Source organism: Pseudomonas canadensis (assembly GCF_030980095.1).
GTDB classification, from domain to species: domain Bacteria; phylum Pseudomonadota; class Gammaproteobacteria; order Pseudomonadales; family Pseudomonadaceae; genus Aquipseudomonas; species Aquipseudomonas canadensis.
The window spans coordinates 3254549-3277782 of record NZ_CP133298.1; the positions used below are offsets into that span (position 1 = coordinate 3254549).

26 protein-coding genes, 1 tRNA gene and 1 pseudogene are annotated in these 23234 nt (G+C 60.4%); 13 read left to right on the forward strand and 15 right to left on the reverse strand.

Translation table 11 applies throughout. The features are described from left to right. Positions 1–8: 8 nt before the first annotated feature. From RB216_RS14805 to RB216_RS14825, 5 genes and pseudogenes are all read right to left on the reverse strand, one after another. A pseudogene (locus tag RB216_RS14805) lies at positions 9–914 on the reverse strand (ADP-ribosylglycohydrolase family protein). Between the two features lie 34 nt (positions 915–948). Then, positions 949–1956, reverse strand: a complete 1008-nt coding sequence (gene souR / locus RB216_RS14810) for a transcriptional regulator SouR (RefSeq protein WP_372514683.1) — start codon at positions 1954–1956, stop codon at positions 949–951. Between the two features lie 319 nt (positions 1957–2275). Beyond that, a complete protein-coding gene (locus tag RB216_RS14815) occupies positions 2276–2884 on the reverse strand; it encodes a LysE family translocator (protein WP_028616266.1) in 609 nt (202 codons plus the stop codon). 268 nt (positions 2885–3152) lie between these two features. Further along, complete coding sequence (locus tag RB216_RS14820) at positions 3153–3314, reverse strand: hypothetical protein (RefSeq protein WP_162834921.1); 162 nt, start codon at positions 3312–3314, stop codon at positions 3153–3155. 123 nt (positions 3315–3437) lie between these two features. After that, positions 3438–3902: a hypothetical protein gene (locus tag RB216_RS14825; protein WP_122814657.1), complete on the reverse strand. Its 465-nt coding sequence runs from the start codon at positions 3900–3902 to the stop codon at positions 3438–3440. Positions 3903–4111: 209 nt separating this feature from the next. On the opposite strand from RB216_RS14825, the gene gcvA reads away from it, so the two are divergent. The 6 genes from gcvA (at position 4112) to RB216_RS14855 (ending at position 8192) form a co-directional block, all read left to right on the forward strand. Next, entirely contained in the window at positions 4112–5017 is a 906-nt protein-coding gene (gene gcvA, locus RB216_RS14830; protein ID WP_308907465.1) for a transcriptional regulator GcvA, read from the forward strand. A 75-nt stretch (positions 5018–5092) separates the two neighbouring features. After that, the gene (locus RB216_RS14835; RefSeq protein ID WP_028616269.1) at positions 5093–5920 is read left to right on the forward strand and encodes an EamA family transporter; all 828 of its coding nucleotides are present in this window, start codon (positions 5093–5095) and stop codon (positions 5918–5920) included. Positions 5921–5949: 29 nt separating this feature from the next. Next, complete coding sequence (locus RB216_RS14840) at positions 5950–6711, forward strand: SDR family oxidoreductase (RefSeq protein ID WP_068933033.1); 762 nt, start codon at positions 5950–5952, stop codon at positions 6709–6711. A 100-nt stretch (positions 6712–6811) separates the two neighbouring features. Further along, the gene (locus RB216_RS14845) at positions 6812–7354 is read left to right on the forward strand and encodes a hypothetical protein (RefSeq protein WP_050587844.1); all 543 of its coding nucleotides are present in this window, start codon (positions 6812–6814) and stop codon (positions 7352–7354) included. Positions 7355–7406: 52 nt separating this feature from the next. Continuing rightward, the gene (locus tag RB216_RS14850; protein ID WP_122684927.1) at positions 7407–7937 is read left to right on the forward strand and encodes a GNAT family N-acetyltransferase; all 531 of its coding nucleotides are present in this window, start codon (positions 7407–7409) and stop codon (positions 7935–7937) included. After that, positions 7938–8192, forward strand: a complete 255-nt coding sequence (locus tag RB216_RS14855) for a hypothetical protein (RefSeq protein WP_028616272.1) — start codon at positions 7938–7940, stop codon at positions 8190–8192. 38 nt (positions 8193–8230) lie between these two features. On the opposite strand, the gene RB216_RS14860 is transcribed toward RB216_RS14855, so the two are convergent. The 3 genes from RB216_RS14860 to pvdQ all read right to left on the reverse strand — a co-directional run bounded on the left by RB216_RS14860 (position 8231) and on the right by pvdQ (position 11208). After that, positions 8231–8428, reverse strand: coding sequence for a hypothetical protein (locus tag RB216_RS14860; protein WP_028616273.1), 198 nt, complete (start codon positions 8426–8428; stop codon positions 8231–8233). 208 nt (positions 8429–8636) lie between these two features. Beyond that, positions 8637–8710 (reverse strand) — tRNA-Cys (locus RB216_RS14865). 212 nt (positions 8711–8922) lie between these two features. Then, positions 8923–11208: a bifunctional acylase PvdQ gene (gene pvdQ / locus RB216_RS14870; protein WP_308907466.1), complete on the reverse strand. Its 2286-nt coding sequence runs from the start codon at positions 11206–11208 to the stop codon at positions 8923–8925. A gap of 237 nt (positions 11209–11445) precedes the next feature. On the opposite strand from pvdQ, the gene RB216_RS14875 reads away from it, so the two are divergent. After that, positions 11446–11826 carry a fe2+ zn2+ uptake regulation protein gene (locus RB216_RS14875; RefSeq protein ID WP_068932928.1) on the forward strand — a complete coding sequence of 127 codons (381 nt, stop codon included), beginning with the start codon at positions 11446–11448 and terminating at the stop codon, positions 11824–11826. 6 nt (positions 11827–11832) lie between these two features. Here the strand turns inward: RB216_RS14875 and RB216_RS14880 are convergent, their stop codons facing one another. The 6 genes from RB216_RS14880 to RB216_RS14905 all read right to left on the reverse strand — a co-directional run bounded on the left by RB216_RS14880 (position 11833) and on the right by RB216_RS14905 (position 16532). After that, positions 11833–12021: a hypothetical protein gene (locus RB216_RS14880; protein WP_010210250.1), complete on the reverse strand. Its 189-nt coding sequence runs from the start codon at positions 12019–12021 to the stop codon at positions 11833–11835. Positions 12022–12132: 111 nt separating this feature from the next. Then, positions 12133–12879, reverse strand: coding sequence for an ABC transporter permease (locus RB216_RS14885; protein ID WP_372514809.1), 747 nt, complete (start codon positions 12877–12879; stop codon positions 12133–12135). Between the two features lie 11 nt (positions 12880–12890). Further along, positions 12891–14090 (reverse strand): ABC transporter substrate-binding protein, encoded by a 1200-nt coding sequence (locus RB216_RS14890; RefSeq protein WP_308907467.1) that lies wholly within the window; start codon positions 14088–14090, stop codon positions 12891–12893. Next, positions 14077–14880, reverse strand: a complete 804-nt coding sequence (locus tag RB216_RS14895; RefSeq protein WP_028616278.1) for an ABC transporter ATP-binding protein — start codon at positions 14878–14880, stop codon at positions 14077–14079. The genes RB216_RS14890 and RB216_RS14895 overlap by 14 nt, the downstream gene beginning before the upstream one ends. Next, positions 14877–15938 (reverse strand): acyl-CoA dehydrogenase family protein, encoded by a 1062-nt coding sequence (locus RB216_RS14900; RefSeq protein ID WP_068932921.1) that lies wholly within the window; start codon positions 15936–15938, stop codon positions 14877–14879. Before RB216_RS14900 ends, RB216_RS14895 begins: the two co-directional genes overlap by 4 nt. 33 nt (positions 15939–15971) lie before the next feature. Further along, positions 15972–16532, reverse strand: a complete 561-nt coding sequence (locus RB216_RS14905) for a carboxymuconolactone decarboxylase family protein (protein ID WP_308907468.1) — start codon at positions 16530–16532, stop codon at positions 15972–15974. A gap of 102 nt (positions 16533–16634) precedes the next feature. Between RB216_RS14905 and RB216_RS14910 the strand changes: the two genes are divergently transcribed. Beyond that, positions 16635–17540, forward strand: coding sequence for an AraC family transcriptional regulator (locus tag RB216_RS14910; protein WP_028616281.1), 906 nt, complete (start codon positions 16635–16637; stop codon positions 17538–17540). On the opposite strand, the gene RB216_RS14915 is transcribed toward RB216_RS14910, so the two are convergent. Then, positions 17537–18448: a LysR family transcriptional regulator gene (locus RB216_RS14915; RefSeq protein WP_122814602.1), complete on the reverse strand. Its 912-nt coding sequence runs from the start codon at positions 18446–18448 to the stop codon at positions 17537–17539. The genes RB216_RS14910 and RB216_RS14915 overlap by 4 nt on opposite strands. Positions 18449–18566: 118 nt before the next feature. On the opposite strand from RB216_RS14915, the gene RB216_RS14920 reads away from it, so the two are divergent. From RB216_RS14920 to RB216_RS14940, 5 genes are all read left to right on the forward strand, one after another. Beyond that, positions 18567–19562, forward strand: coding sequence for an aldo/keto reductase (locus RB216_RS14920; protein ID WP_308907469.1), 996 nt, complete (start codon positions 18567–18569; stop codon positions 19560–19562). 132 nt (positions 19563–19694) lie between these two features. Then, on the forward strand, positions 19695–21689 hold the full coding sequence (locus tag RB216_RS14925; RefSeq protein ID WP_068932918.1) for a methyl-accepting chemotaxis protein: 1995 nt from the start codon (positions 19695–19697) through the stop codon (positions 21687–21689). Between the two features lie 81 nt (positions 21690–21770). After that, complete coding sequence (locus RB216_RS14930; protein ID WP_028616285.1) at positions 21771–22229, forward strand: SRPBCC family protein; 459 nt, start codon at positions 21771–21773, stop codon at positions 22227–22229. A 97-nt stretch (positions 22230–22326) separates the two neighbouring features. After that, positions 22327–22773, forward strand: a complete 447-nt coding sequence (locus RB216_RS14935) for a DUF411 domain-containing protein (RefSeq protein ID WP_308907470.1) — start codon at positions 22327–22329, stop codon at positions 22771–22773. Continuing rightward, the gene (locus RB216_RS14940) at positions 22770–23210 is read left to right on the forward strand and encodes a YqaA family protein (protein WP_308907471.1); all 441 of its coding nucleotides are present in this window, start codon (positions 22770–22772) and stop codon (positions 23208–23210) included. The genes RB216_RS14935 and RB216_RS14940 overlap by 4 nt, the downstream gene beginning before the upstream one ends. The last annotated feature ends 24 nt before the right edge of the window (positions 23211–23234 follow it).

A 23234-nucleotide genomic window follows, 5' to 3' on the forward strand; every position in this document is an offset into this window, starting at 1 on the left:
AACAGGTTTTAAGTAGAGGCCTTGAACAATGCGTCAGCCATTTCTTCAATGTCATCACGCATGCAAAGCTTTTCCAACCACGCCTGCGGAATACCTTGCACGCCATAATGTGCCCCCGCCAATTGCCCAACGATAGCAGCCGTTGTATCAGCATCATCGCCCAGGTTCGCGGCCGCCAACACCGCGTCGGCGAAGCTGTCAGTCTGAAGGACACACCACAGCGCCGCTTCTAATGAGGCCACCGCGTAACCAGAACCCGTGATTTACGCGAGCCTCTTGCTGCAATAATCCCCCTGGGCAATTGCTACGACCTTCGGCGCAGAGATACCGGCACGCGAAACACTCAACATCTGCTCCTTTGTCGCACCACTCAACGCATTACTGATTGCCCGCGCCAGCACCACGCAGCACTCGATTGCCTCTTGAGCGCCATGCGTCGTACGAGAACTTTGACGGGAAAAATCGTCGATAGAGTAAACGTCAGGGAAGTAAAACAACACTATCGGCGCGAGACGCATAAGCGAGCCGTTGCCCGCAGAAAAAGGATCAGTAGAGCCCGCAAATGGATCACCGTGCGTCTCGAATGCCGTGAGTGCAGAGCGCACGGTCATACCGATATCAAAGCAATCGCCCGTGGAGCTCAAGTAGCCCCACTTCCACCAGTTCAAATACCGGCCCATCTGGTCGGCTGCGTCGAATCCACCTTTGCACAGCAGGCTTTCGGCCAAACACAGCGCCATTGAGGTGTCATCTGTCCATTGGCCCGGCTTCAGGCTGAACGGACCTCCACCCACCATATCGGTGAGCGGTGTGAATGTGCCGCGAGGCATGAATTCAACCGTAGTGCCTACCGCATCGCCGCACGCAAGGCCCAGCAAACTACCGCGATAACGATCCAAAAGTGTCAGAGGCATAACCCTTCCTTGAAAAAATCAGTCAGTCATCACCTTACTTGACCAAGCGCTTCTCCTTGGAGGGGCGATATCCGAAATACGAGCTATAGCACTTGCTGAAATGACTCGGCGAAACAAACCCACACGCCACCAGCACCTCCACCTGTGACAACTCGGTGTGCTGCAACAGCCGCCGCGCTTCCGTCACGCGCAGTTCCATATAGTAGCGCTGCGGCGTGGTATCCAGTTGTTCCTTGAACAAGCGTTCCAACTGGCGCCGAGAGCGGCCGGCGTAGACGGCCAACTGGTCCAGCTCCAGGGGTTCTTCGAGGTTGGCGTCCATCAGCTTCACCACTTCACGCAGGGGCGCGCTGACGCTGACGTTTTCGGTGGGCTTGATGCGCCGGTAGCGGGATTCTTCGAAGGCCAGGATGTCTTCGATGCCCTCGACCAGGGCCTTGTCATGCAAGCCCTTGATCCAGTCCAGCGCCATGTGGAAGGCTCCAGACGGGCTCGAGGCGGTAAGGCGGTCGCGATCGATCACGTAGGGTTCGCTGGTGACGTGGGTGGCCTTGGACACTTCTGCCAGTGCCGGGCGATGTTCCGGGTGGATGGCGCAGCGATAGCCTTGTAACAGTCCGGCACGGCCAAGGAACCAAGCGCCGTTCCACAGGCCGGCGAGGCTGATGCCCTGTTCGGCGGCAGCGCGCAGCAAATGAATGAAGTCTTCGCCGGCCTTGAGTTCCGTGCGAAAGCCGCCGCAGATCACCAGCAGTTCCAGGTCTTGCAGCGCCAACACGTCCAGGCGTGCATCCGGGCGGATCACCAGACCAAGGTCGCTGATGACTTCACCCTCATCACAGCCGAACGTACGCGAGGCAAACAGGTCGGGACGCAGCAGGTTGGCGGTAACGAACGTGTCGAGGGTCTGGGTGAAGGCCGGCAGGGAGAAGTGTTCGAGCAACAGGAAGCCGACGCGGGTGACCGACGCCGGCTGCGAGGTTTCGTTGAGGTAGCGCAGGTTCTTGCCTTTCATGCCACCGCTGAATTGACGTCTTTCCATCGAGGGTTGGCCCACTCTTATTGTTGATGCACTGGGCGCCATCTTAGGGGCAAATACGTTGGCTGTCTCAGGCACTGAGCCTGAAAAAACCTTAACCCTTCAAAGCCCCCGGCAGAACAGCCGCAAGCGCATCTGATACGTTTTTTTCTTTGCCATCTGCATCTGTATCGAAACGCCTCCTGGGCGGACAATAGCGCCATCCCCACCCCCTTCCCTTCGGAGGCCTTATGACCAAGATGGCACTTTTCCTGTTCGGCTTTTTGGTACTCACCATCGGCATCGGCCTGCTGGCAACCATCTCACCCGTCTGAAGCGGCCCTCAGCTGACAACCAGCATCGGGTACAGTGACAGCACCAGCAACGCCGCCATCGACCAATTGAACACCCGCAACCAGCGCGGCTCACGCAACACATTGCGCAAGCCGCTGCCACACACGACCCACACGCAGACGCTGGGCAGGTTGACCACGGCGAACACCAGTGCAATCACCAGCACATTGGTGACGTAGCCTTCAGCCGGCGTATAGGTGGTGATTGCCCCCAACGCCATGATCCAGGCCTTGGGGTTCACCCATTGGAACGCCGCCGCGCCAAGGAAGGTCATTGGCTTGCCCTGTTCATCAGGGCTGTCGGACATGCCGCCCGCCGTCGCAATCTTCCACGCCAGGTACAGCAGATAGGCTGCGCCCACGTAGCGCAGCACGGTATACGCCCACGGAAACACCTTGAACACCTCGCCCAACCCCAGGCCTACCGAAATCACCAGCAGCATGAAACCAATGCTGATCCCCAGCGCGTGAGGCATCGAGCGGCGAAACCCGAAGTTCACGCCCGACGCAAGCAACATAGTGTTATTGGGTCCCGGGGTGATCGAAGACACGAAGGCAAACAGCACAAAAGCTGACAACAGGCTGGTAGACATGAACATAACGCGGCATCCAAGCGGAGGGGTATGCCAGCGACAGTAGAGGGTTATGGACTGCCCTGCCCCGTACAGCCACGTCACGATTGAGGCATACACTTTTTTGCCAAAGCTTTCACAAACCTTTCACAGATAGAGGAATAGGGTGAATCCAGCTCCTAATGAACATCCTTTTAGCCCGCGCGCCCCACGCGGGCTTTTCTTTGCCTGGGGTTTATCAGAGGCAAAAAAAGAGGCAAGCCCTTCATCAAGGCTTGCCTCCCATCTCTACCCGTCAGCGCGGGCCGCCACCACCGCCAGGGCCGCCGCCTTGCCCGTGCCCTCCACCGTGACCACCACCACCGCCGCCACCCGGCGGCATGAACATCCAGCAGCCCGACAAGGTCGACAACAGCGCGACAACCACTGCCGCCTTGGTTAGATAACTCAACTTCATGACCACACTCTCTTACTTGACGAGATTAACTTCTCGCTGGATATGACAGTGCCAACTCAAATGCGTCACGGCTATCGTGTAACCTGTTGGTAGGGTTTGTAAGCCCGGCGGTACAAGCTGCCGTCAGTTCTGCGGCCGTTGTTTGGTCGAGTCCAGCTCGGCTTTTTTGGCAGTGCTGATTTCGGTGATTTGCGCCGACTTGGCGATCGCAAAATCGAATGTATCCTGCATCTTGGCAATGGCATCGGTGGCGGTGCCTTTCAGCCCACCGTTGGCCGCCCAATCGAAGTTCCACACGCCCGACAGGTTATCGGCACCGGCCACGTCGTGGGTTTCGATGGCGGTGAACACGTCAGGGTGACGCTCCATGTACCTGGCAGCATCGGACACCTCGGCAGGCACTTTGCCCGAGGCATTGTTGGCCAACTGGGTCAGCTCCTGCTTGGTGATGGCCGACTTGCCGGTCTGGCGCATATAGTCGGCAATCACTTTGCTGGACTTGGCAATGTTCAACTTGTCATCGAACGCCGAAGGTGACGCTTTAGGCGTGTTTGCCCCGCTGCCGGCGGGCGTTACGGTAGTAGACATCGGCGCTGCTCCCCTGAAGGTACGAATGAAATCGTCGTGCTGACGATAGCCTGGCGCCGACGTTAGCATGGGCAATGGGCCATTAACCTGTGCTTCACAACAATTCACAACGCCAGGCTGTCCGGCTTCAATGAGCGCACACCATTCGGCTGGCATGAGCCTACACTCATGGAAAAACTGATTACAACAAGGCTCGCCGGGACCCACCAATGAGAGATCTCCCCCCCACTGCCACGCTTCGCGCGTTCGAAGTCGCGACCCGACATGCGACGTTCACTTCAGCCTCAGAAGAATTGCATGTGACCCAGAGCGCCGTCAGCCACCAACTCAAGCACCTTGAAGACCTCTGGGGGTTACAACTCTTCCAACGCGGCAAGTCTTTGCGGCTGACCCCAGCCGGTGCGGCACTGGCGCCTATCGTGCGCGAGTTTTTCATGAACCTGGAAGCCACATTGACGGACCTTAGAGAACAAAAAGGCAGGGTTCGGCTCAAGGTCAGCACCACCTATTCTTTCGCACTGAAATGGTTGCTGCCCCGGTTGCCAGGTCTGTCGCAGCGGCACCCGGAAATTCTAATCACGCTGGAAACCAGTGACAAAGCGATCAACTTTTCCAGCGCGGATTCAGATGTCGCGATCCGCCTGGGCAACGGTCATTACCCCGCCTTGCATTCGGAGTTCATGCTCAGGGAGCAAATTTTCCCGGTGGCCAGCCCTGACCTGCTTAACCGTTTTGGCACCCCGAACGAGCCCGCCGAATTGTTGCGTTACCCGCTACTTACGCGTGACGGCGCAGACCTGGTGCCCAAGTGGGAAGCCTGGTTCGAGCACGTCGGCGTGGGCGTTTCGACACTCAAGGAAAGCGTCAGGTTTGCTGACACCAACATGACCATAGAAGCCGCCTTGCTGGGCCAGGGCATCGCCTTGGCCCGTAGCGGCCATGTCGAGGCCGAAATCAACGACGGCAGCCTCATGAGGCTGTTCAATGTGCCGTTCGCCTCACCGGTCGCCTATTTCTTTGTCTGTCCCAAAGGGCTCGAAACACAGCCTCACATCATCAGCTTTCGTAACTGGCTGCTGGCGGAGTCGACTCAGGCCCAGCAACACTATCGTTGACAGTATGAGGAATGGCTCATGCCAGGATGAAGGGACTTCGCTGTTGTCCAGCCGCCAGTTTGCTTAACATGGCGCATGCCCTTTCCTATCGTATTACTCGTCCTCTTCGCCGCCCTCTTGCACGCCAGCTGGAACGCGCTGCTGCGTGTCGGCACCGACAGGCTCTGGTCGATGACCGTGATGTGCCTGTCGGTCGCCCTCGTCAGCATGGGCTTTGCGCTGTACCTCCCAGCGCCTGCCGCTGCCAGTTGGCCTTACGCCGCGCTCTCGGGTGTCTTGCACGTCGGTTATAACCTGTTCCTGGTGCGCAGCTACAAGGTGGGTGATCTGGGGCAAACCTACCCGATCGCCCGCGGCTCCTCGCCCATTTTGATCACATTGTTCGCCATGGTGTTTGCTGGCGAAACCCTCAGCACCAGTGCCCTGTTCGGCATTGCACTGGTGTCGAGCGGCATTATTTCACTGGCTTTCAGGCAGCGCAGGCTCGCGGTCCCCAGCTTGCCTTACGCCTTGGGCACGGGTTTTTTCATCGCAGCCTACAGCGTCACCGATGGCATAGGCGCGCGACTTTCAGGTGCGCCGCTGGCCTATACCGCCTGGATGTGCGCCCTCTGGGGCGTACTGATGCCGCTGGTTTATATCGGTCTGCGCGGCGCACGCAGCCTGCTTGCCCCGCGCCCGGGGCTCATCACCGCCTTGATGGGTGGGCTGGTCTCCCTGCTGGCCTACGGCATTGTTATCTACGCCATGTCTGAATCGCCGATGGGATCGGTTTCGGCCTTGCGCGAGACCAGCGTACTGTTTGCGGCGTTGATCGGTTATTTCTTCCTGGGCGAGACACTGACTGTCCGCAAAGTCCTGGCGTGCGCAGTGATTGCCACCGGCACGATGCTAATTGGCTAAATTCACCTCCCTCATAAAAGGTTCAAGACATGGCTACCGGCCCTTCAGCTCCCCTGATTCTGATCACCGGCGGTAGCCGGGGTGTAGGCGCGGCAACGGCGCGGCTCGCCGCAGCGCAAGGCTATGACGTCGTCATCAGCTACATCAACAATGAGGCCGCCGCACTCGGCGTGGTGGCTGACGTGCAAGCGCTCGGACGACGCGCCTTGGCCATACGCGCCGACAGTGCCGACCCGGAACAGGTCGCGCATCTGTTCCGAGCCATCGACGACACGTTCGGCCGCATCGACGTTCTGGTCAACAACGCCGCAATCATCGCGCTTCAATCGCGCTTTGAAGACCTCGACTTTGCCCGCATGCAACGCATCTTCGCAATCAATGCCATCGGCCCGATGCTCTGCGCGCAGCAAGCCGTGAAGCGCATGTCTTTTCGACACAGCGGCAACGGCGGCAGCGTGATCAACGTCTCCTCGGGCGCCGCGCGGTTGGGCAGCCCCAACGAGTACGTCGACTACGCAGCGTCGAAGGGAGCACTGGAAACCTTCACCATCGGGCTATCCAAGGAAGTCGCGCGCGACGGCATCCGCGTCAACTGCGTTCGCCCAGGGCATATCTACACCGAAATGCACGCCAGCGGCGGAGAACCGGGTCGCGTGGATCGCGTCAAGGAAAGCATCCCGATGGGCCGGGGCGGCGAGCCCGAAGAAGTGGCGCGGGCCATACTGTGGCTGGCAGGTAAAGAGGCGTCGTTTGTTACCGGGACCTTTCTGGATGTGACTGGGGGCAAGTGAGACATTTGCACACGCTTGACTGGGAACACACACTGCGTCATCGAGCATCCAACCAGAACAAATACTGATAACGGTTCCATTGAAAAAAACGGGAAAACTCATGGGGATTAACGTCACGATGCTAAAGGGCATTTGCTTCCTGACGATGGGTGCCATTGCCCTCGATGCGCTTGCGGGGACGTCGGAACAGAACTATCTGTGCAAGACGCAAGAAACACTGCTGTTCGGCTGCGACTCCGGGCCGAAAATGATCTCGGTTTGCGCATCACACGATTTCTCAGCGACAACCGGCTATGTGCAATACCGATTTGGTACGCCCGGCAAAATCGAGTTGAGCTACCCCGAAAAACCGAGCCCACCGAAGGGTCACTTCTGGCTCAGTTCCACGGCCTACTCCGGTGGAGGCGAAGCTCATCTGCGCTTTACCAATCATGGGGTAACCTACGCCGTTTTCGACCGTATGGTACGCACCAACTTTACACCCGGAGAACCCAACGACCCCGAGATGAGCGAGGGAGTGGTCGTGCGTCCGCAGGGAAAAAAAGCCACACGGCGGCTTTGTACCTATTCCGAAGGCGGGATTCGCGAGCAAGCTTATACAACCATCGAACGTGAAGATTTCGACGATAGCCTCGTTCCTTAAGCGCGAATGTCGCATGATCACCGCCTGGCAACCGACTGACACGAGAACCACCATGCTCCGTATCTATCCAGCGACCCCAGCCGATCTTGAAGCCTTGCGCGAAGTCGGCTGCACCACCTATCGAGAACACTTTGCACACATCTGGTCGCCTGCCGGATTGCAGGCGTTCCTTGATCGGGACTTTTCCCACGACGCCTTACGCCAATCACTCGAAACATCCGACAGCCCTCTATGGCTGCTCGCTTCAGATGACAACGCGCAAGTCGTAGGCGTGGCAAAGGTCAACTGGTCGGCGCCGGCGCCCATAACAGGCGAAGCTGGCGCAGAACTGCGCAAGATCTACTTTCTCAAATCCGCCGCCGGGCGCGGGTATGGCAAGCGATTTATGCAGTTCATTTGCGACCAGGCGGTAGAGCGTGGTGAGCGCTCGCTGTGGCTGACGGTGCTCAAGTCCAATCCCGATGCACGACGGTTTTATGAGGCGTTTGGGTTCAAGTGGATCGGAGAAATTCCGTTCAAAACGGACCTGGCTGAAATCGGGATGGATGTGATGGGGCTTGAACTGCAGCGGCAGGATGGATAAATGGATGAGTTGATACAAGGCCTCGACGGGCCCAGGACGGCGCAGCAGGAACTGTTCTACGACCTGGAAGATGCGTCGGCGGTGATTGGGTGGTCGGTGGTTGAGCTGAGCGCTTTGGCGGCCAGCGGCAAGACGCCGGATGAGGCAGTGGCATTGATGAAGATTTGCGCGCTGCTGGCGGCGCAGCAGGAGAAATTGCGGGCGTATGCAGGTGAAGTCAAAGACCAGAGGATCGTCAGGTCTCAGGTCCTATAAGCCCGACGCAGCGGTCGGGCTCATTGAATTACAAATGTTCAGTTGTCGGGATGCTCGCTCGCCACTGAATCAGCGGCGTCTACATCCGACATGTCCTCTTCAAGAGGCGCGTCATCGTCCGGTGGCAACGGAACACCCTCCTCATCGCGCTTCGGATCGTGCCCTGTCTCATTGTCGGTGCCGCGAGTTACATCCTGCTGAGAAATATTCCCAGGGGCATTTTCATTGATTTCCATGCTGGCTCTCCGTTCTTACGCTCGGGATATCGGCGCTTAAACATGGGATCAGGCAGTGGTCTGCGAGTGCGATGTACTTGACGAACGGCAGAAAGCCTTGCGCAATGGCAAGGCGTTTCAGAGTCAATTCCTAACGCACCAGACTTCCAAAACTTTTTCGAAGCCAATAAAAAACCCCGTAGACGTTAATCTACGGGGTTTTCAAGAGTGGAGGCCGAGGTCGGAATCGAACCGGCGTAGGCGGATTTGCAATCCGCTGCATAACCATTTTGCTACTCGGCCTCAAACGATCAATGTCCTGACTGCTGACACTCACCGGATAAAAACTTGAGTGGGCTGTAAAACCCTGCCTCTACTCTAACTCATTGAATACATTGAAGTTTTTAATGCTTCATTGCGTTCGATGGGCGCCATTATGTACGTATTTGCCAAAGCGTGCAACCCCTTGATTTCAAAAATATTTCGTATTGGCATCAAGGAGTTGCGTACCTGCCCTACTCCTTGATGCGCAGCTGTTGATAGTGCGGGTCGGCCTTGATTTGCGCTTCGGTGAAGGGCAACGGGCTGAGCTTTTTCTGGGAGAAGGCTTGGGTCTGGTCCTTGGCGTGTTTTGACGCCGGATTGCTGGACTCGGAGAACGCGAGTACGCCTTGGGCGTTGGGCCCCTCGTCGTCGAAGGTGACGATTTGCAGGTAGCTGGTGCCGCTGACCACTTCGCGCTTGCCGTCAGCGCGGGGCACGGTTTGCATGGCGTTGTAGATCCCCAGTTCTTGCGGGCCGCCGTGGATCGGGGTTTGGCCGGAGACTTGGAGGTCGCCCCAGGTGCCGTCTGCGGTGAGGCCGAGTTTAGCGACGTCGGCGGTGGACGCCAGCATGGCTTCGCGCAGGGCTTTGGCGACATCGGTGCGCTCGATAGCCAGGCCACGTGGCGTGGTGAGGGGTTGCGCCGGGTCGAAGGCGACGCGCCAGGCATCGGGAATTTGCTGCAGGTGTTGCACCAGGTTGATGAAGTGCACCAGGCCGATGCCGCTGTCGAGGTTGGCGTGTTGGTCCCAGTTTTTCAGGTGGGTGCACAGGGGTTGCAGCGCAGTGGCGTCGGCGCCGAGGTGTTTGGCGCAGAATGCGAGTAGGTCGGGCATGACTTGGCTCGCCAGGTACACCTCGTTGTCCATCACCATGTTTTGCAGGTCGGTGACGCTGATCGGTTTGTCCAGGGATTGCAGGCGTTGCAAGGCAAAACGCGCGCGTGGGCCAAGGCCGATGTGGTCCTGGCTGATCACCGGGGAGAAGCCGGTGAGCGGCGCCTTGGGGTTGGCTAGCCAGGCCGAGTCGTTGGAGTGCTGGACGTAGTCGGTGCGTTGCAGTTGCGGCAGTTGGTCGGCCGCGAAGATGCCGGCCTGGGCTGCGCGTGGGTCAACGTCCCAGGCGCAGGCGCTGTGGGCGCCGTCGAGCATGATCATCTGCAGGCCGGCACGGGGGTCGCTGCATTGTGCGAGTTTGGCCGCGCTGACGTTGGGCACCACCGACTGGTTCATGTACAGGCTCTGGCCCTGGTCATCGGCGGCCAGGGTGTTGACCCACGGGATACCTTGCAGGGTGTGCACCGAGGTTTTCAGTTGGTCCAGACTGCCCGCGCGGTTCATCGCGTACCACTGTTGCAGCACGCGGTCGTTGCCCAGGTTGGCGTCACGCAGGCTGAAAGCGTAATGGCTGTCCCAGTCGAGCTTGCCCGGCCATTGCACCACCGGACCGAATTGCGAGCTATAGACGGTGTGCGACTGGCCCTTGAGGCTGCCATCGGCTTGCTTGACCTGCACCGTCACCGTGGTTTTATCCAGGGCCACGGATTTGCCATCGAGCAGATAGCGCGTGGAATCCTTTGGGTCCAGGGTCAGGCGATACAGGGTGAAGTGCTTGGACGTGTCCACGGTGTGGGTCCACGCCACATGCTGGTTGAAGCCGATATTGATCACCGGCAGGCCCGGCAACGCAGCGCCCATCACATCCAGCTGACCGGGGATGGTCAGGTGCATTTCATAAAAGCGCATGCCGCCCACCCACGGGAAGTGCGGGTTGGCCAGCAGCATGCCGCGCCCGTTGAACGAACGATCGCGGCCCACCGCTACGGCGTTGCTGCCACGATCGAAGGCGAAGCGCTGCTGATTGGCGGCGGCCACTTCAAAGGCTTTCGAGTCGGTCGATACACTGGCTGTGGCTTGGGGCGGCGTCGCACCGACCAGGGCTTCAGCGAATTGGCCGACACCGCCTTCCACCAATAACCTACGGGTCAGCTTGACCAAGTCTTCAGCCACCAAGGGCCGCACCCACGCCGCCTGGCACTGCGCCGGAGCGCCCTGCTCTTTCAGGTAGCGGTTGTAGCCGGCCACGTAACCTTCGATACGCTGTTGGATCTGCGGGCTTTGCGCTTTCCAGAATGCGGCGACCGATTCCGGCGTATTGAGCCACGTGAAAAACACATCACTGGCCAGGTTATTGCGCTCTTCCAGGGTCGCCTGCTCGGGGCCGAAGAACTTGGCGCGCTCGCCATTCACCGTGACCACTTCATTGGCCAGCAGGCACAGGTTGTCCTGGGCGTAGGCGTAGCCGATGCCGAAGCCCAGGCCACGCTCATCGTTGGCGCGAATGTGCGGCACGCCGTAACTGGTACGCCGGATATCCGCCGAGGCTTGCGTCACTTGTTCCCGCGCCGAGACGGCCAGGCTCAACCCCAGTAACACGCCCGCCACACATACCCTGGACAACCCATTGGAAATAATCACGCAAACTCCACCGTCAGATTTAACCGCCTCACAAGGGGTAATGACCCCACCGTAAGAACGCAAATCACCAGGAATAATTTAGCGCGACAGCGTGTTTATTTAAGGCCGCGCAGATGTGACAAAACCGATACTGACAAAATTTCTACATCCGGGACTTCATGATTTCGCTCGCTCGTTCGTCTTATCAACTAAGAGCGCTCATTTTTTCCTGATCAGGCTCTGATAAGGAGTTTTTGCATGTACAACCCGCAAGTGCCCACGGATGGACATTCACCGGCTGCCGAGGCCAGTTTCGGCAACGGCGCACAAGCGTTCGGCAAAGCGCCCGAACAACAAGGCAACCAGCGTATCCGCCACCTGCTCAAGTGTTTTGGCTTGCGCACCAGCCTGATCCGGCTGAAGGTCATCGACGCCCTGCTCACCGCCGCCGACAACAGGCGCACCCTCGGGGTACGCGGTGTGCACAGTCATCTGCTGGAGCTGGGCATCCCGTTGTCGTTTCTCAGCGTGCGCGAGGTGCTCAAGCGCCTGTGCAGCGAGGGCGTGATCACCCTCAATGCGGATAAAAGCTACAGCCTCCATGAAGAGGCTGCCAAGGTGCTCGAAGGCCGAGCCTGATCGCCCTTATAGCTTGACCTTGCGGCGCATGATGCCGTTGATCACCACCACGACCACTGCGACGGCAATGGCGATGGTCTGGAATGTCTTCTCACTGATAACCCCGGTGTTCTGCAAATAGGACAGGCCAAACATCGTCGCCAGTACGGCCAGGGCAATCAGAATCGAATATTTCAAACGCTGCTTTTGTGTCATGACGGGTTCCTGAACCTTGAAAATGAAGCGTCGAACCTGTCCTACGCGCAAGGGCGAACAGGTCCGACAGGCGCTCATGTTACAGGCGATGAAAAACTTTGGCTCGACCAATCAACCGGCGTGCACCCAACGCTGGTGCAGCCAACGCGCCAAGGCATCCAGCGCAAAGCCCAGCAACCCGATCAGCAGCACCATCGCCATCAGCTCCGAGTAGGCCAGCCGATCACGGGTGTCGAGGATGTAGTAGCCCAGCCCGGCACTGACCCCGAGCATTTCGCATGGCACCAGCACGATCCACAAGATACCGATGGCCAAACGCACGCCGGTCAGCACGTGCCCGACCACTCCAGGAATGATCACCCGGCGCAAGGTCTCCCAGCGCGTCGCACTCAGGCTGCTGCTCAGCTGTAGCCAGCGCGGGTCCAACTGCCGCACGCCGGCAGCGGTATTGAGCATGATCGGCCACACGGCGGCAAACGCCAGCAGGAAATAGATCGGCTGATCCCCTACCCCCATCAGCATCACCACGATGGGCATCCACGACAGCGGCGAGATCATGCGCAGGAACTGAAAGGCCGGCGTGGTCGCCGCTTCCAGCTTGCGCGAACTGCCCACCAGCAGCCCCAACGGAACGCCTACCAACAACGCCAGGAACAACCCGACAAAAATGCGCTTCAGGCTCACAGCAATATGCACATACAGCTCACCGCGCCCCAGCAATTCCCACAGGCTACTGAAGGTGGCGGCCAGGGAAAAACGCGCAGACAACCCCTCCGTCGCGCCAAACACCTTCACCCCCAGCCACCAGAGCAACAGCAACCCCGCCAAGCCACTCAACCCGAGCAACCAGCCCGGGATTTCACGGTTGTTCAAACGCTGATCTCCTCATGCCGCTCATAGCCGTCCGGCAAACCAAAGGTCTTCATGCCGCCCACGGCCTCGATGGCATTGCGCACGAAGCGGTCGTCCACCAGGTCCTTGGCGACGAACGCCGCGTCGAGGTCAGCGAGGAATTTCTTGTCGCCCTCGATCAGCGTGTCTTTCAAACGCCGTACCAACTCCTCGGTGTAGCTGGGGAATGGATAAGGTTGAAAGTCGATACGGTGTTCATCCCAATTGCCGTGTTGGATCGCACCGTCTGCCAGGTAGGCGGCACGGTCAGTTGCGGCGGGTGCGAGTACTTTGCTCAATACCGGCTCGGCATGCGGGGTGTAGCGATTCGGGCCGTCCTTGGACAGCAACTTGACCGCCTCTTCGCGGTTGTCGCGAGTCCAGACCTGCGCCTTGACGATGGCGTTCACCACCTTCTGCGACCAGTCCGGGCGATTCGTTAAGTCGTGCTCATGCATAAACACCACGCAGCACGCGTGGTTGCGCCACACGTCGCCGGTAAAGCGCTGCACGCGGCCAACCTTGAGGTTTTCCGCCAGGGCATTGAACGGCTCGGCGACGATATACCCATCGATGCGCTGGCTGGCCAGGGCCGGCGGCATGTCCGAAGGCGGCAACACGATCAGGTTGACCTCATTGGCCGCAATCGCACTGCCCGCCGCCCGCGCCACTGGCGTGAGGCCGTTGTCGCGGAACAACTGCTGCACCACCACGTTATGGATCGAATACCAGAACGGAATCGCCACCGATTTGCCGCCCAGCTGTTTCACGTCCGTGATGCCCGGCGCCACGGTCAGGCCCGAACCGCCCACATGGTTCCAGGCCACCACCTTGGCCGGGACCTTGCTGCCGTAACGTGCCCATACAGTCATGGGAGATAGCAGGTGAATCACATTGACCTGGCCCGAGATGAACGCCTCGATCACCTGCGCCCAACTGCGCAGCAACACCGGGCGCTCAGCCTTGATGCCTTCAGCGTCGAACAGGCCATTGTTGTGCGCCACCAACAACGGCGTAGCGTCGGTGATCGGCAGGTAGCCGATGCGCACCGGCGCATCCGGCTCGCTGGCGGCGCGGGCTTGCAAACTGCTGAGCAGCGGCAACGCGCCGGCGGCGCTGAGTACGGCGGAGAGTTTGAGAAAGTCGCGGCGCGAATGGGTCAGGTCATCCAGGCACATGGGCAGGCTCCAGCAGATCAAGGGGGTTGGGTTGAGGGCGGCTCGCCTGCCGTAAGGTTTTAAGGATCTCGATGCGCAGCGCGCCGATGGCTTCCACCTGTTCTTCGCGGGGTTGCGGCAGGTCGATCAGCCATTCGCCCAACGTCCGCGCCGGGCGGTTGCCCAGTAGCAGGATGCGGTCGGACAGCAGCAGCGCTTCGTCAATGTCATGGGTGATCAGCACCGCCGCCGAACCCTGTTCGCGGTTGACCTTGAGCAGCAGGTGTTGCATGTCGGCGCGGGTCACTTCGTCCAGGGCGCCGAAGGGTTCATCCAGCAACAGCACCTGAGGCTGGCGCGCCAGGCAACGGGCCAATGCGGTGCGCTGGGCCATGCCGCCGGACAGCTGCGCCGGGAATTGCTGGCGCGCATGCTCCAGGCCGACGGCGGCAATGGCATGGTCGACGCGCTGGCGGCGCTCGTCAGCGCTCAAATGGGGTTGCCGGGCGAAATCCAGGCCAAAGGCGACGTTCTTTTCCAGGCTTAGCCAGGGCAACAGACTCGGGTCCTGGAACGCCACCGCCACGCGTGGATGGGGACCCTTCAAGGGCTCGCCCAACGCGCGCACACTGCCGCCTTGCGGTGCCTGCAAACCGGCGAGGACGCGCAACAGACTGGACTTGCCCACGCCGCTGGGACCGAGGATCGACACCACTTCACCGGGTTGCAAGTGCAGGTCGAAGTGCTGTAACACCGGCCCGCTGGCATAGCCCAGGCAAATCCCCTGGGCACTCAGTACGGCACTTGTCATAGGTTGGCCTGACGCTGCAGTTCAGTACGCAATTGCACCAGGCTTGGGGTCACGATCGGCACAAACGCCGACTCACGCCAACGTCGCGCAAAACCATTGCCGTGGGCGGTGAGATAGGCCTTGCCGCCGCTGGCCTGCAACTCCAGTTGCACGGCGCTGGCGGCAGTCTCCGCCAGGGCGATGCGCAGCTTGAACAGCGGCACCGGTTCGGCGGCGAAACGCCCGGCAAGCAGACCGCTTTTCAAGTCGCGGACCAAGTGATCCAGGGTCACGCGCAGGGTTTCCAGTTCTTCGCGCAGTACCGTACGGGTCGCGCCCAGATGGTTGGCGACTTCCGCCAGGGAACGACGTGCCAACCCGATGGACATCCCGCACTGCAGGCCCAGGAACGCCGGGCGCACCGCCGGCAGGAATGTGCGTGCGTCTTCATGCAGCAGCCAATCGCGGCTCAGCTCCACGCCAAGCAAATCCAGGGCGGCGGTGTTGCTTGACTGCAAGCCGAGCAGTTCCAGGTCGCGAGAGCGCTGCAAGCCCGCCACCGAGTCCGGAATGGCCAGGATAAACGGCGCGCCACCCTCCGCCAGTTCGATGGCCGCCGCCGCGACAAAACCGTTCCGTCGCAGGTTGGTCACCCAGTGCAGGCGACCGTTGAGGGTCCAGCCATCGTTGGACGGTTCGGCACTGATCTGCAGGGTCTCAATGCCCGACAAGAACTTCATCGCATTTGACAGTCCTGTCGCCCCCGCCAACTTGCCGCTGAGCAAATCCGGCAACAGCTGTTCACGCAGCCGCGCATTCGGACTCTGCAGCAAATACTCGATAAACGAGCGCTGGCCCCAGCACACGAACGCCGCCGCCAGGGAATGGCTGGCGACATTGGCGATGGCCTCCACGGCGCCCGCCACATCGCCGCCCAGGCCGCCCAGTTGAGCCGGCACGCCGATGCGCAACACGTTGGCCTCTGCCAGCCGCGGCAGCACTTCCTGTGGATCGCAACTGCCCACGTCCAAGGCCTGCGCCTGGATGTCGAGCCAACGGCTCAAGATGGGGTCAAGCATTCCTGTTTCTCCTTTACAGCGGGTGGGCCAACTTCAGCTTGCGGGTTTTTCCCAACGGTATTGCGCCAGCTCGGGGTTCAGCGGGGTACGAGCAAACACGTTAGCGAAGTTGCACAGGGTTGCCAGGCTGACGCCCAGAATCACTTCCAGGGCCTGGCCTTCGGTGTAACCGACGGCGCGGAATGCGTCATAGCCCGCATCGCTCACATCACCCCGGGTGGCGATCACTTCGCGGGTAAAGGCAGCCAGGGTTTCATAGCGGGCATTGGGCAACTCGCCGCGTTGACGCAGGGCTTCGATGACGGCTTCCGGCAACTTGGCTTTGTTACGCGCAACGGCGGTGTGGCCGGCCACGCAGAAATCGCAGCCGTGGGTGGTGGCGGCAATCAGTTGCACCACCTCGCGATCGGCGAGGCCGAGTTCGGATTTGGCGTTCAAAGCGGAGACGGTGATGTAAGTTTCCAGCGCGGCCGGCGCATTGGCCAGCACCGCAAGCAAATTGGGGATGAAGCCCGAGCCTTTCAGCGCGTTTTCCAGCAAAGGCTTGGCCGCCTCCGGCGCGGTTTCAGGGGTGAGCAAGGGTACACGGGACATGGAGCAGTCTCCTGATGGGTTCGTGTATCCAGTCTGTTGGTTATAAAAAATCGCCTCAATAGTCTAAAGTAGCGATTACTTGCTCTTGAGTCTTTCCATTAGATGAATTCGTCCAGTGCACTTGTCGATTGGTTATTAGACAGCCTCGAACTCGACACCAGCCTATTCCATGTAGGTCGTTATTGCGGCGACTGGCATGCGAGCACCCATGGCCTGGCGAGCGCGAGTTTCCACCTGATCGTACAGGGCCAGTGCTGGCTGCATATCGACGGCGACGCCACGCCTCATCGCCTCGACAACGGCGATGCGGTGTTCCTGCTGCGCGACCTTGAATATCGCCTCTCCGGCGAGCCCACGGCGGTGGGTGCGCAGGAATGCCCGCGTGTGCCAATGGTGCCCCTGGACAGCGCCGCCAGCGATGGCGTCGGCCTGGTGTGTGGGTTCTTTCACTTCCAGTCGGGATTGTCAGCGATGATCGTCGACACCCTGCCCGCGTGGATCATCCTACGGGCGGGCGATCCCTCACTGACCGCCGCGCGCAACCTGTTCGAACTGATCCTGCAAGAATGCCAGCGCCTGCCTGCGCCCTCCTCGGCCTTGCTGGAACGGCTTTGCCACCTGCTGTTTCTATATGTACTGCGCCAACAGGTGCTGGATAACAGCGAACTGGGCGGCCTGGCGGCGCTGGGTCGGCAGCCGGCGTTTGCCGGTTTGCTGGAACAGTTGATCGCGCACCCGGCCGATGCCTGGACTCTGGAAAGCATGGCCGCCTGTACCGGGCTGTCGCGTTCGGCGTTTTTCAAGCGCTTCAATGAACTGTGCGGACAGTCACCGGGCCAGGTGCTGCTGATGATGCGCATGCGCCATGCCTGCCAATTATTCAAGCAGGACCAGACGGTGGCGGATGTCGCGCTGGCGGTGGGTTATCAGTCAGTGGCGGCGTTTACCCGGGCGTTTCACAAGGTGACGGGGCAACAGCCTGGGGCCTATCGAAAGGCACAGGCTTAGCGTCGCAAACCGGTGCCGGGGGTGGCGCAGAGTTCGACCAGCCAATCCACAAACACCCGCACGCGTTGGGACAGTTGGCGGTGCGGCGGGTACAGCGCCGTCAAGGCCATTGTCGGCACGGCAAACCGGGGCAGTACTTCCACCAGGGTGCCTTGGGCCAGTCGTTGTCTGGCGTGATAGTACGGCGCCTGGATCAACCCATAGCCAGCTTCGCAAGCGCAGAAGTAGCCGTCGGCGCTGTTAACTGCGACCACCTTTGGCAAATTGAGCGTGCGCAATTGGGAGGCGAGTAGAAACTCCAAGCCAAACCGTTTGCCGCTGGCGGCCGAGACGTATTCGACCATCTGATGGTGGGCTAAGTCGTCGAGCGTGTCGGGCACCCCCATACGGTCAAGGTAAGCGGGGCTGGCCAGGGTGATTTGATCCATCATCGCCAGCGGCCGCGCCACCAGCGAATCATCCAGTGCCAGGCCACCGCGCAGCACACAATCGACGCCTTCACGGATCAGGTCCACCGGCCGGTCATTCAAGCCGATTTCCAACTCAATCTGCGGATACAGGGCAGTGAACGTGGGCAGTGCGGGTATCACCAGATACCGGCCAATACCCGCCGGCATATCAATGCTCAACGTGCCACGTGGGCTCTGCCGACTGGCGGAAAACACCGCTTCAGTTTCCTCAAGGTCCGACAGCAATTGCACACAGCGCTGGTAATACGCGGCGCCATCCAGTGTCGGGCTAACCTGCCGTGTAGTGCGTTGCAATAGTTGCACGCCGAGGTGCGCCTCCAATTGCTTGATCAGCACCGTCACCGAGGCACGGGGCAGTTGCAGGCTGTCGGCGGCCTTGGCAAAGCCCCGCAGTTCGACGATCCGGGTGAACACGCGCATCGCGTTGAAACGGTCCAAGCGCCGGCTCCTTGAGCTGATTATTTAGAAATACCGAATAGTGTTAGTGCTTTTAGCCGGTTTATCCCGATTTTGTCGAGCGTGACAATGCAGGCCTTCCCAACCAGGAGCTGGCCCCATGCACACCCGTCCACTCGGTACCAACGGTCCCCTCATCTCCGCCATCGGCCTCGGCTGCATGGGCATGAGCGATTTCTACACACCCGGCAGCGACACCCGGGAAGCCACCGCGACCCTGCACCGCGCGTTGGAACTCGGTGTCAACTTTCTGGATACTGCCGACATCTACGGCCCGCACACCAATGAAGAACTGATCGGCAAAGCCATCACGGGTAAACGTGACCAAGTGTTCCTGGCCAGCAAATTCGGCATTGCGCGCGACCCGGCCAACCCGGCGTTGCGTGGCGTCAACGGTCGCCCCGAGTACATTCGCAAGGCGATTGACGGCACGCTGCAACGCCTCGGCGTCGACACACTGGACCTGTACTACCAGCACCGCATCGACCCGGATGTCGCCATCGAAGAAACCGTCGGCGCCATGGCCGAGTTGGTGCAACAAGGCAAAGTGCGTTATCTGGGATTGAGCGAAGCGTCCGCCGCGACCTTGGAACGGGCCCATAACGTGCATCCCATCAGCGCCCTGCAAAGCGAATATTCGCTGTGGAGCCGCGATCAGGAACACAACGGCTGCCTCGCCGCCTGCCAACGTCTGGGCATTGCTTTTGTGCCTTATAGCCCGCTGGGGCGTGGTTTCCTCACCGGCGCCCTGCAAAGTCCGGATGATTTCAGTGCCGATGACTACCGCCGCTTCAGCCCGCGTTTCCAGGGCGAAAACTTCGGCAAGAACCTGGAACTGGTCAAGCGAGTGCAGGCACTGGCAGCCGACAAAGGCGTGAGTGCCGGTCAACTCGCGCTGGCCTGGGTACTGGCGCAGGGTGACTTCATTATTCCGATTCCCGGCACCAAGCAGCGCAAGTACTTGGAAGAGAACGTTGCAGCCCTCTCGATCAGCCTCAGCCCGGCCGAATTGGCGGCGCTGGAAGCGATCTTCCCTGTCGAGGCAACCGCTGGCCTGCGTTACCCGGAAGCGGTAATGGCCATGCTGGATATCTGACCGAAGGAGCGCCCTCGCCAGGCGCTCGTTTTCTTGCACGACCGTACCTAAAGCTCCTCCTCGCCAAGCCGATAGCCCGACGAAGCTCCAACAAAGCCACGTCGGTGATAAATGCTTCGTAAGGACGACCCCATGCCCCCACTGCGCTCTATCCAAGCCCGCTATACCCTGTTCCTGGTGCTGTTCGTCCTGGTGTTATTTGTGTTGACCGTAGTGGGCATCGGCCAGTTGGTCGCGCCCACGTTGCGTCACACCGAAGAACAGGTGGTGCTCAACCGCATCGCCGAGGTGGCTGAACAGATCCAGGGCGAGCTGAACAAGGTTCAGTCCCAGCAACGCAGCATCACCCAGACCATCCCGTTGCTCGACAGCGATGCCATCGACAAGGTCCTGCCTGGCCTGGTCGACCAGTACGGCGAGCTGAAAGTCTTCGGTGGCGGGATCTGGCCGCTGCCCAACCAGCGCACACCGGGGCGCAACAAGCACAGCACGTTCTGGCACCGGGATGCTTCGGGCAAACTGGCAGTCAACACTTTCTGGAACAGCGACCCCGCCCCCAACTATTACGACCAGAGCTGGTACAAAGGCGGCCTGGCCTCCCCGCGTGGCCAGTGCGCCTGGGCGGCCGCTTATAAGGACGACGCCAGCCAGGAGCCACGCACCAACTGCGCCATGGCAATCCAGCGCGACGGCGTGCCGTACGGCGTCGCCACCATCGACGTGACCCTGGGCTTCTTTAATGACTTGGTAGCCAGTAAAGAAAAAGACATCGGCGGGCAAATGCTGATCGTCGAGGGCGACGGCAAGATCATCAGCAACAGTTCGCGCATCAGCGGCCCGGTGGTGTTGAAAAACATCAGCGAACTCACCGGCACCTCGGCGTTTGCCGCCCAGGTCAGCAAGGCCCTGACCAATCGAGACCAGGCGCTGCAGCGTAGCGAGTTCGACAATCAGGGCGTGGCCAGCACTTTCTATATGCGCCCGATCGGTGGCACGCCGTGGTTCCTCGCCACCGCCCTGCCCACCTCGCTGATCACTGCACAGCGCGATGACGTACTCGGCACTCTGGCCCTGCTGCAAATCCCCATGGTGTTGCTGCTGGTGCTGCTCGCGGTGTATGCGATCCGCCAACTGGTGCAGCGCATGAAGTCGCTGAAATCCAATATCGACGCGCTGTCTGCCGGCGATGCCGACCTGACGCGACGCATCACCATCCGTGCCGAAGACGAGCTAGGCGCCATTGGCCACTCAGTGAACCGTTTTATCGTTTACCTGCAGAACATGATTGGTGAAGTGACCCAGGCCACCGGCGCCATGTCGTCGAGCCTTGAGCAACTGCAACGGACCTCGGCGCACACCAACCAGATCCTGGTGCGACATGCCTCGGAGACCGATCAGACGGTCACCGCCATCACCGAAATGAGTTCCACCGCCGACACCGTCGCGCAAAACGCCGCCGAAACCGCCGCGTTCACCCAGCGCGCCAATGAGCATGCCGACCGCTCCCGCGTGGTGGTGGGTGAAGCATCCACCAGCGTCAGCGCCTTGATCGGCGAAGTGTCCAGCGCCACCCACAGCGTGGAAAACATGCGCCAGGACGCCGCACGCATCACTGAAACCCTCGGTGTGATTGGTGCGATTGCCGGCCAGACCAACCTGCTCGCCCTCAACGCGGCGATTGAAGCCGCGCGTGCTGGCGAGCAAGGCCGGGGCTTTGCGGTGGTGGCCGATGAAGTGCGTGCGCTGGCTGCCCGCACCCAGGCCAGCACCTCGCAGATCAACGACATGCTCACGCGCCTGACCGCGGGCGTCAGCTCCTCGGTGGCCGCCATGGAAAACACCCAGGCCAGTTGCCAGTCGGCGGCGGATGCCACGGCACGGGTAAACACTGGCCTGGATGAAATGGCCGGTTCGGTCAGCCATATCAACAACCTCAGCACGCAGATCGCCACGGCGGCCGAGCAGCAGAGCGCGGTGACCGAGGAGATCAACCGCAGCATGGTGCAGATCCGACAAATGGTCGAAGAGCTGGTGCAGAGCGGCCATGCCACCGAAACCAATACCCAAAGCCTGCTGGAGGCGAATGGCCGGGTGATTGCCTTGATGGGTCGATTCAAGGTTCGCTGATAAACGGCTGAAACACTCCCGTGCAATGTGCGGGAGTGGGACTATTCTGACAGCTCCTAGTCGCAACACAGGAGGTGTGCCATGCGAGCTGCCGAGCAGTCGGTCCGTTTGGAGCGGATCAGTCAGGAACGCTTTATCCGAGCCCCTATCGAAGCCGTCTACGAGTATGTGACCCAACCGGATCGCTGGCACGAATGGCACCCCACGTCCCTCAGCGCCGATACCGGCAACGCCGGTTCATTGCCTGCCGGTGCACGTTTTACCGAGTTCATTGACTTGCTGGGGGTGCGCGTGCCCATGAGTTACCGCGTGCAGATCGCCCGGCGCCCTGGCGAGTTCAAGACGGTGTTCACCTCCCTGGCCGTTGATGGCTCCATTCACTACTACCTGCTGCCTCATCAGGGCGGCACGCTGTTCAAGCGGGTGCTGACCTACGAGACCGAGCTGCAACTGGCCACCTTGCATGAACGCATGATCGAGTTGTCGACCATTGCCCTGGACCAGCTCAAGCACCGCTTGGAAAACCCACCCTTCGTATAATTTGGAAACATTCCCAACCGGTAGGCGCTGGCTTGCCTGCGATGACAGCGTCATGATCGCCGCCATCCCGACGGCCCTCTCCTACACGCGAGTTCCTATGAAAACCACATTGCGCCTGGCCCTGCTGTCAGCCCTGTTCACCACCACCCTGGCCCAGGCCGCCGACCTGATTCCCATCGACGTGCACCGTGACGCCAACTGCGGTTGCTGCAAAAAATGGATCAGTCACCTGGAAAGCAACGGTTTCAAGGTCAATGACCACGTCGAAGCCGACATGAGCGCCGTCAAGCAACGCCTGGGCGTGGCGCCGCGCCTGGGTTCGTGTCACACCGCCGTGATCGACGGCAAGTTCGTCGAAGGCCACGTGCCCGCCGAACAGGTGCTGGCGTTGCGCAACCGCGATGACCTGCTGGGCCTCGCCGCGCCGGGCATGCCCATGGGCTCACCGGGCATGGAAGTCGAAGGCCGCAGCGAGGCCTATCGAGTCATCGGCCTGACCCGTGAAGGCAAAGACGTGGTGGTGGCGCAATACCCGGCGCAATGATCGCCGGCTATCTAGGGTTATTCTTCGCGGCGTTTGGCGCCGCGACGCTGTTGCCTCTGCAATCGGAAGCCGTGCTGGTGGGCCTGCTGCTCAGCGGGCATTACAGCCTGTGGCTGCTGCTGGGCGCTGCCACGCTGGGCAATGTGCTGGGCTCCGTGGTGAACTGGTGGTTGGGGCGTTGGGTTGAGCACTTCAAGGGGCGGCGCTGGTTTCCCGTCAGTGACAAGCAGTTGGACAAGACTCGTAACCATTACCAGCGCTGGGGTCATTGGACGTTGCTGCTCAGTTGGGTGCCGATCATTGGCGACCCGCTGACGTTGGTCGCTGGGGTGATGCGCGAGCCGTTGTGGCGTTTTTTGCTGCTGGTGACCCTGGCGAAAGCGACCCGGTATGGCGCGCTGGCATGGCTGACCTATAGCCAGTGGACCCGCCTCTAGTCCCCTGACCGTAAGTCGCCACTG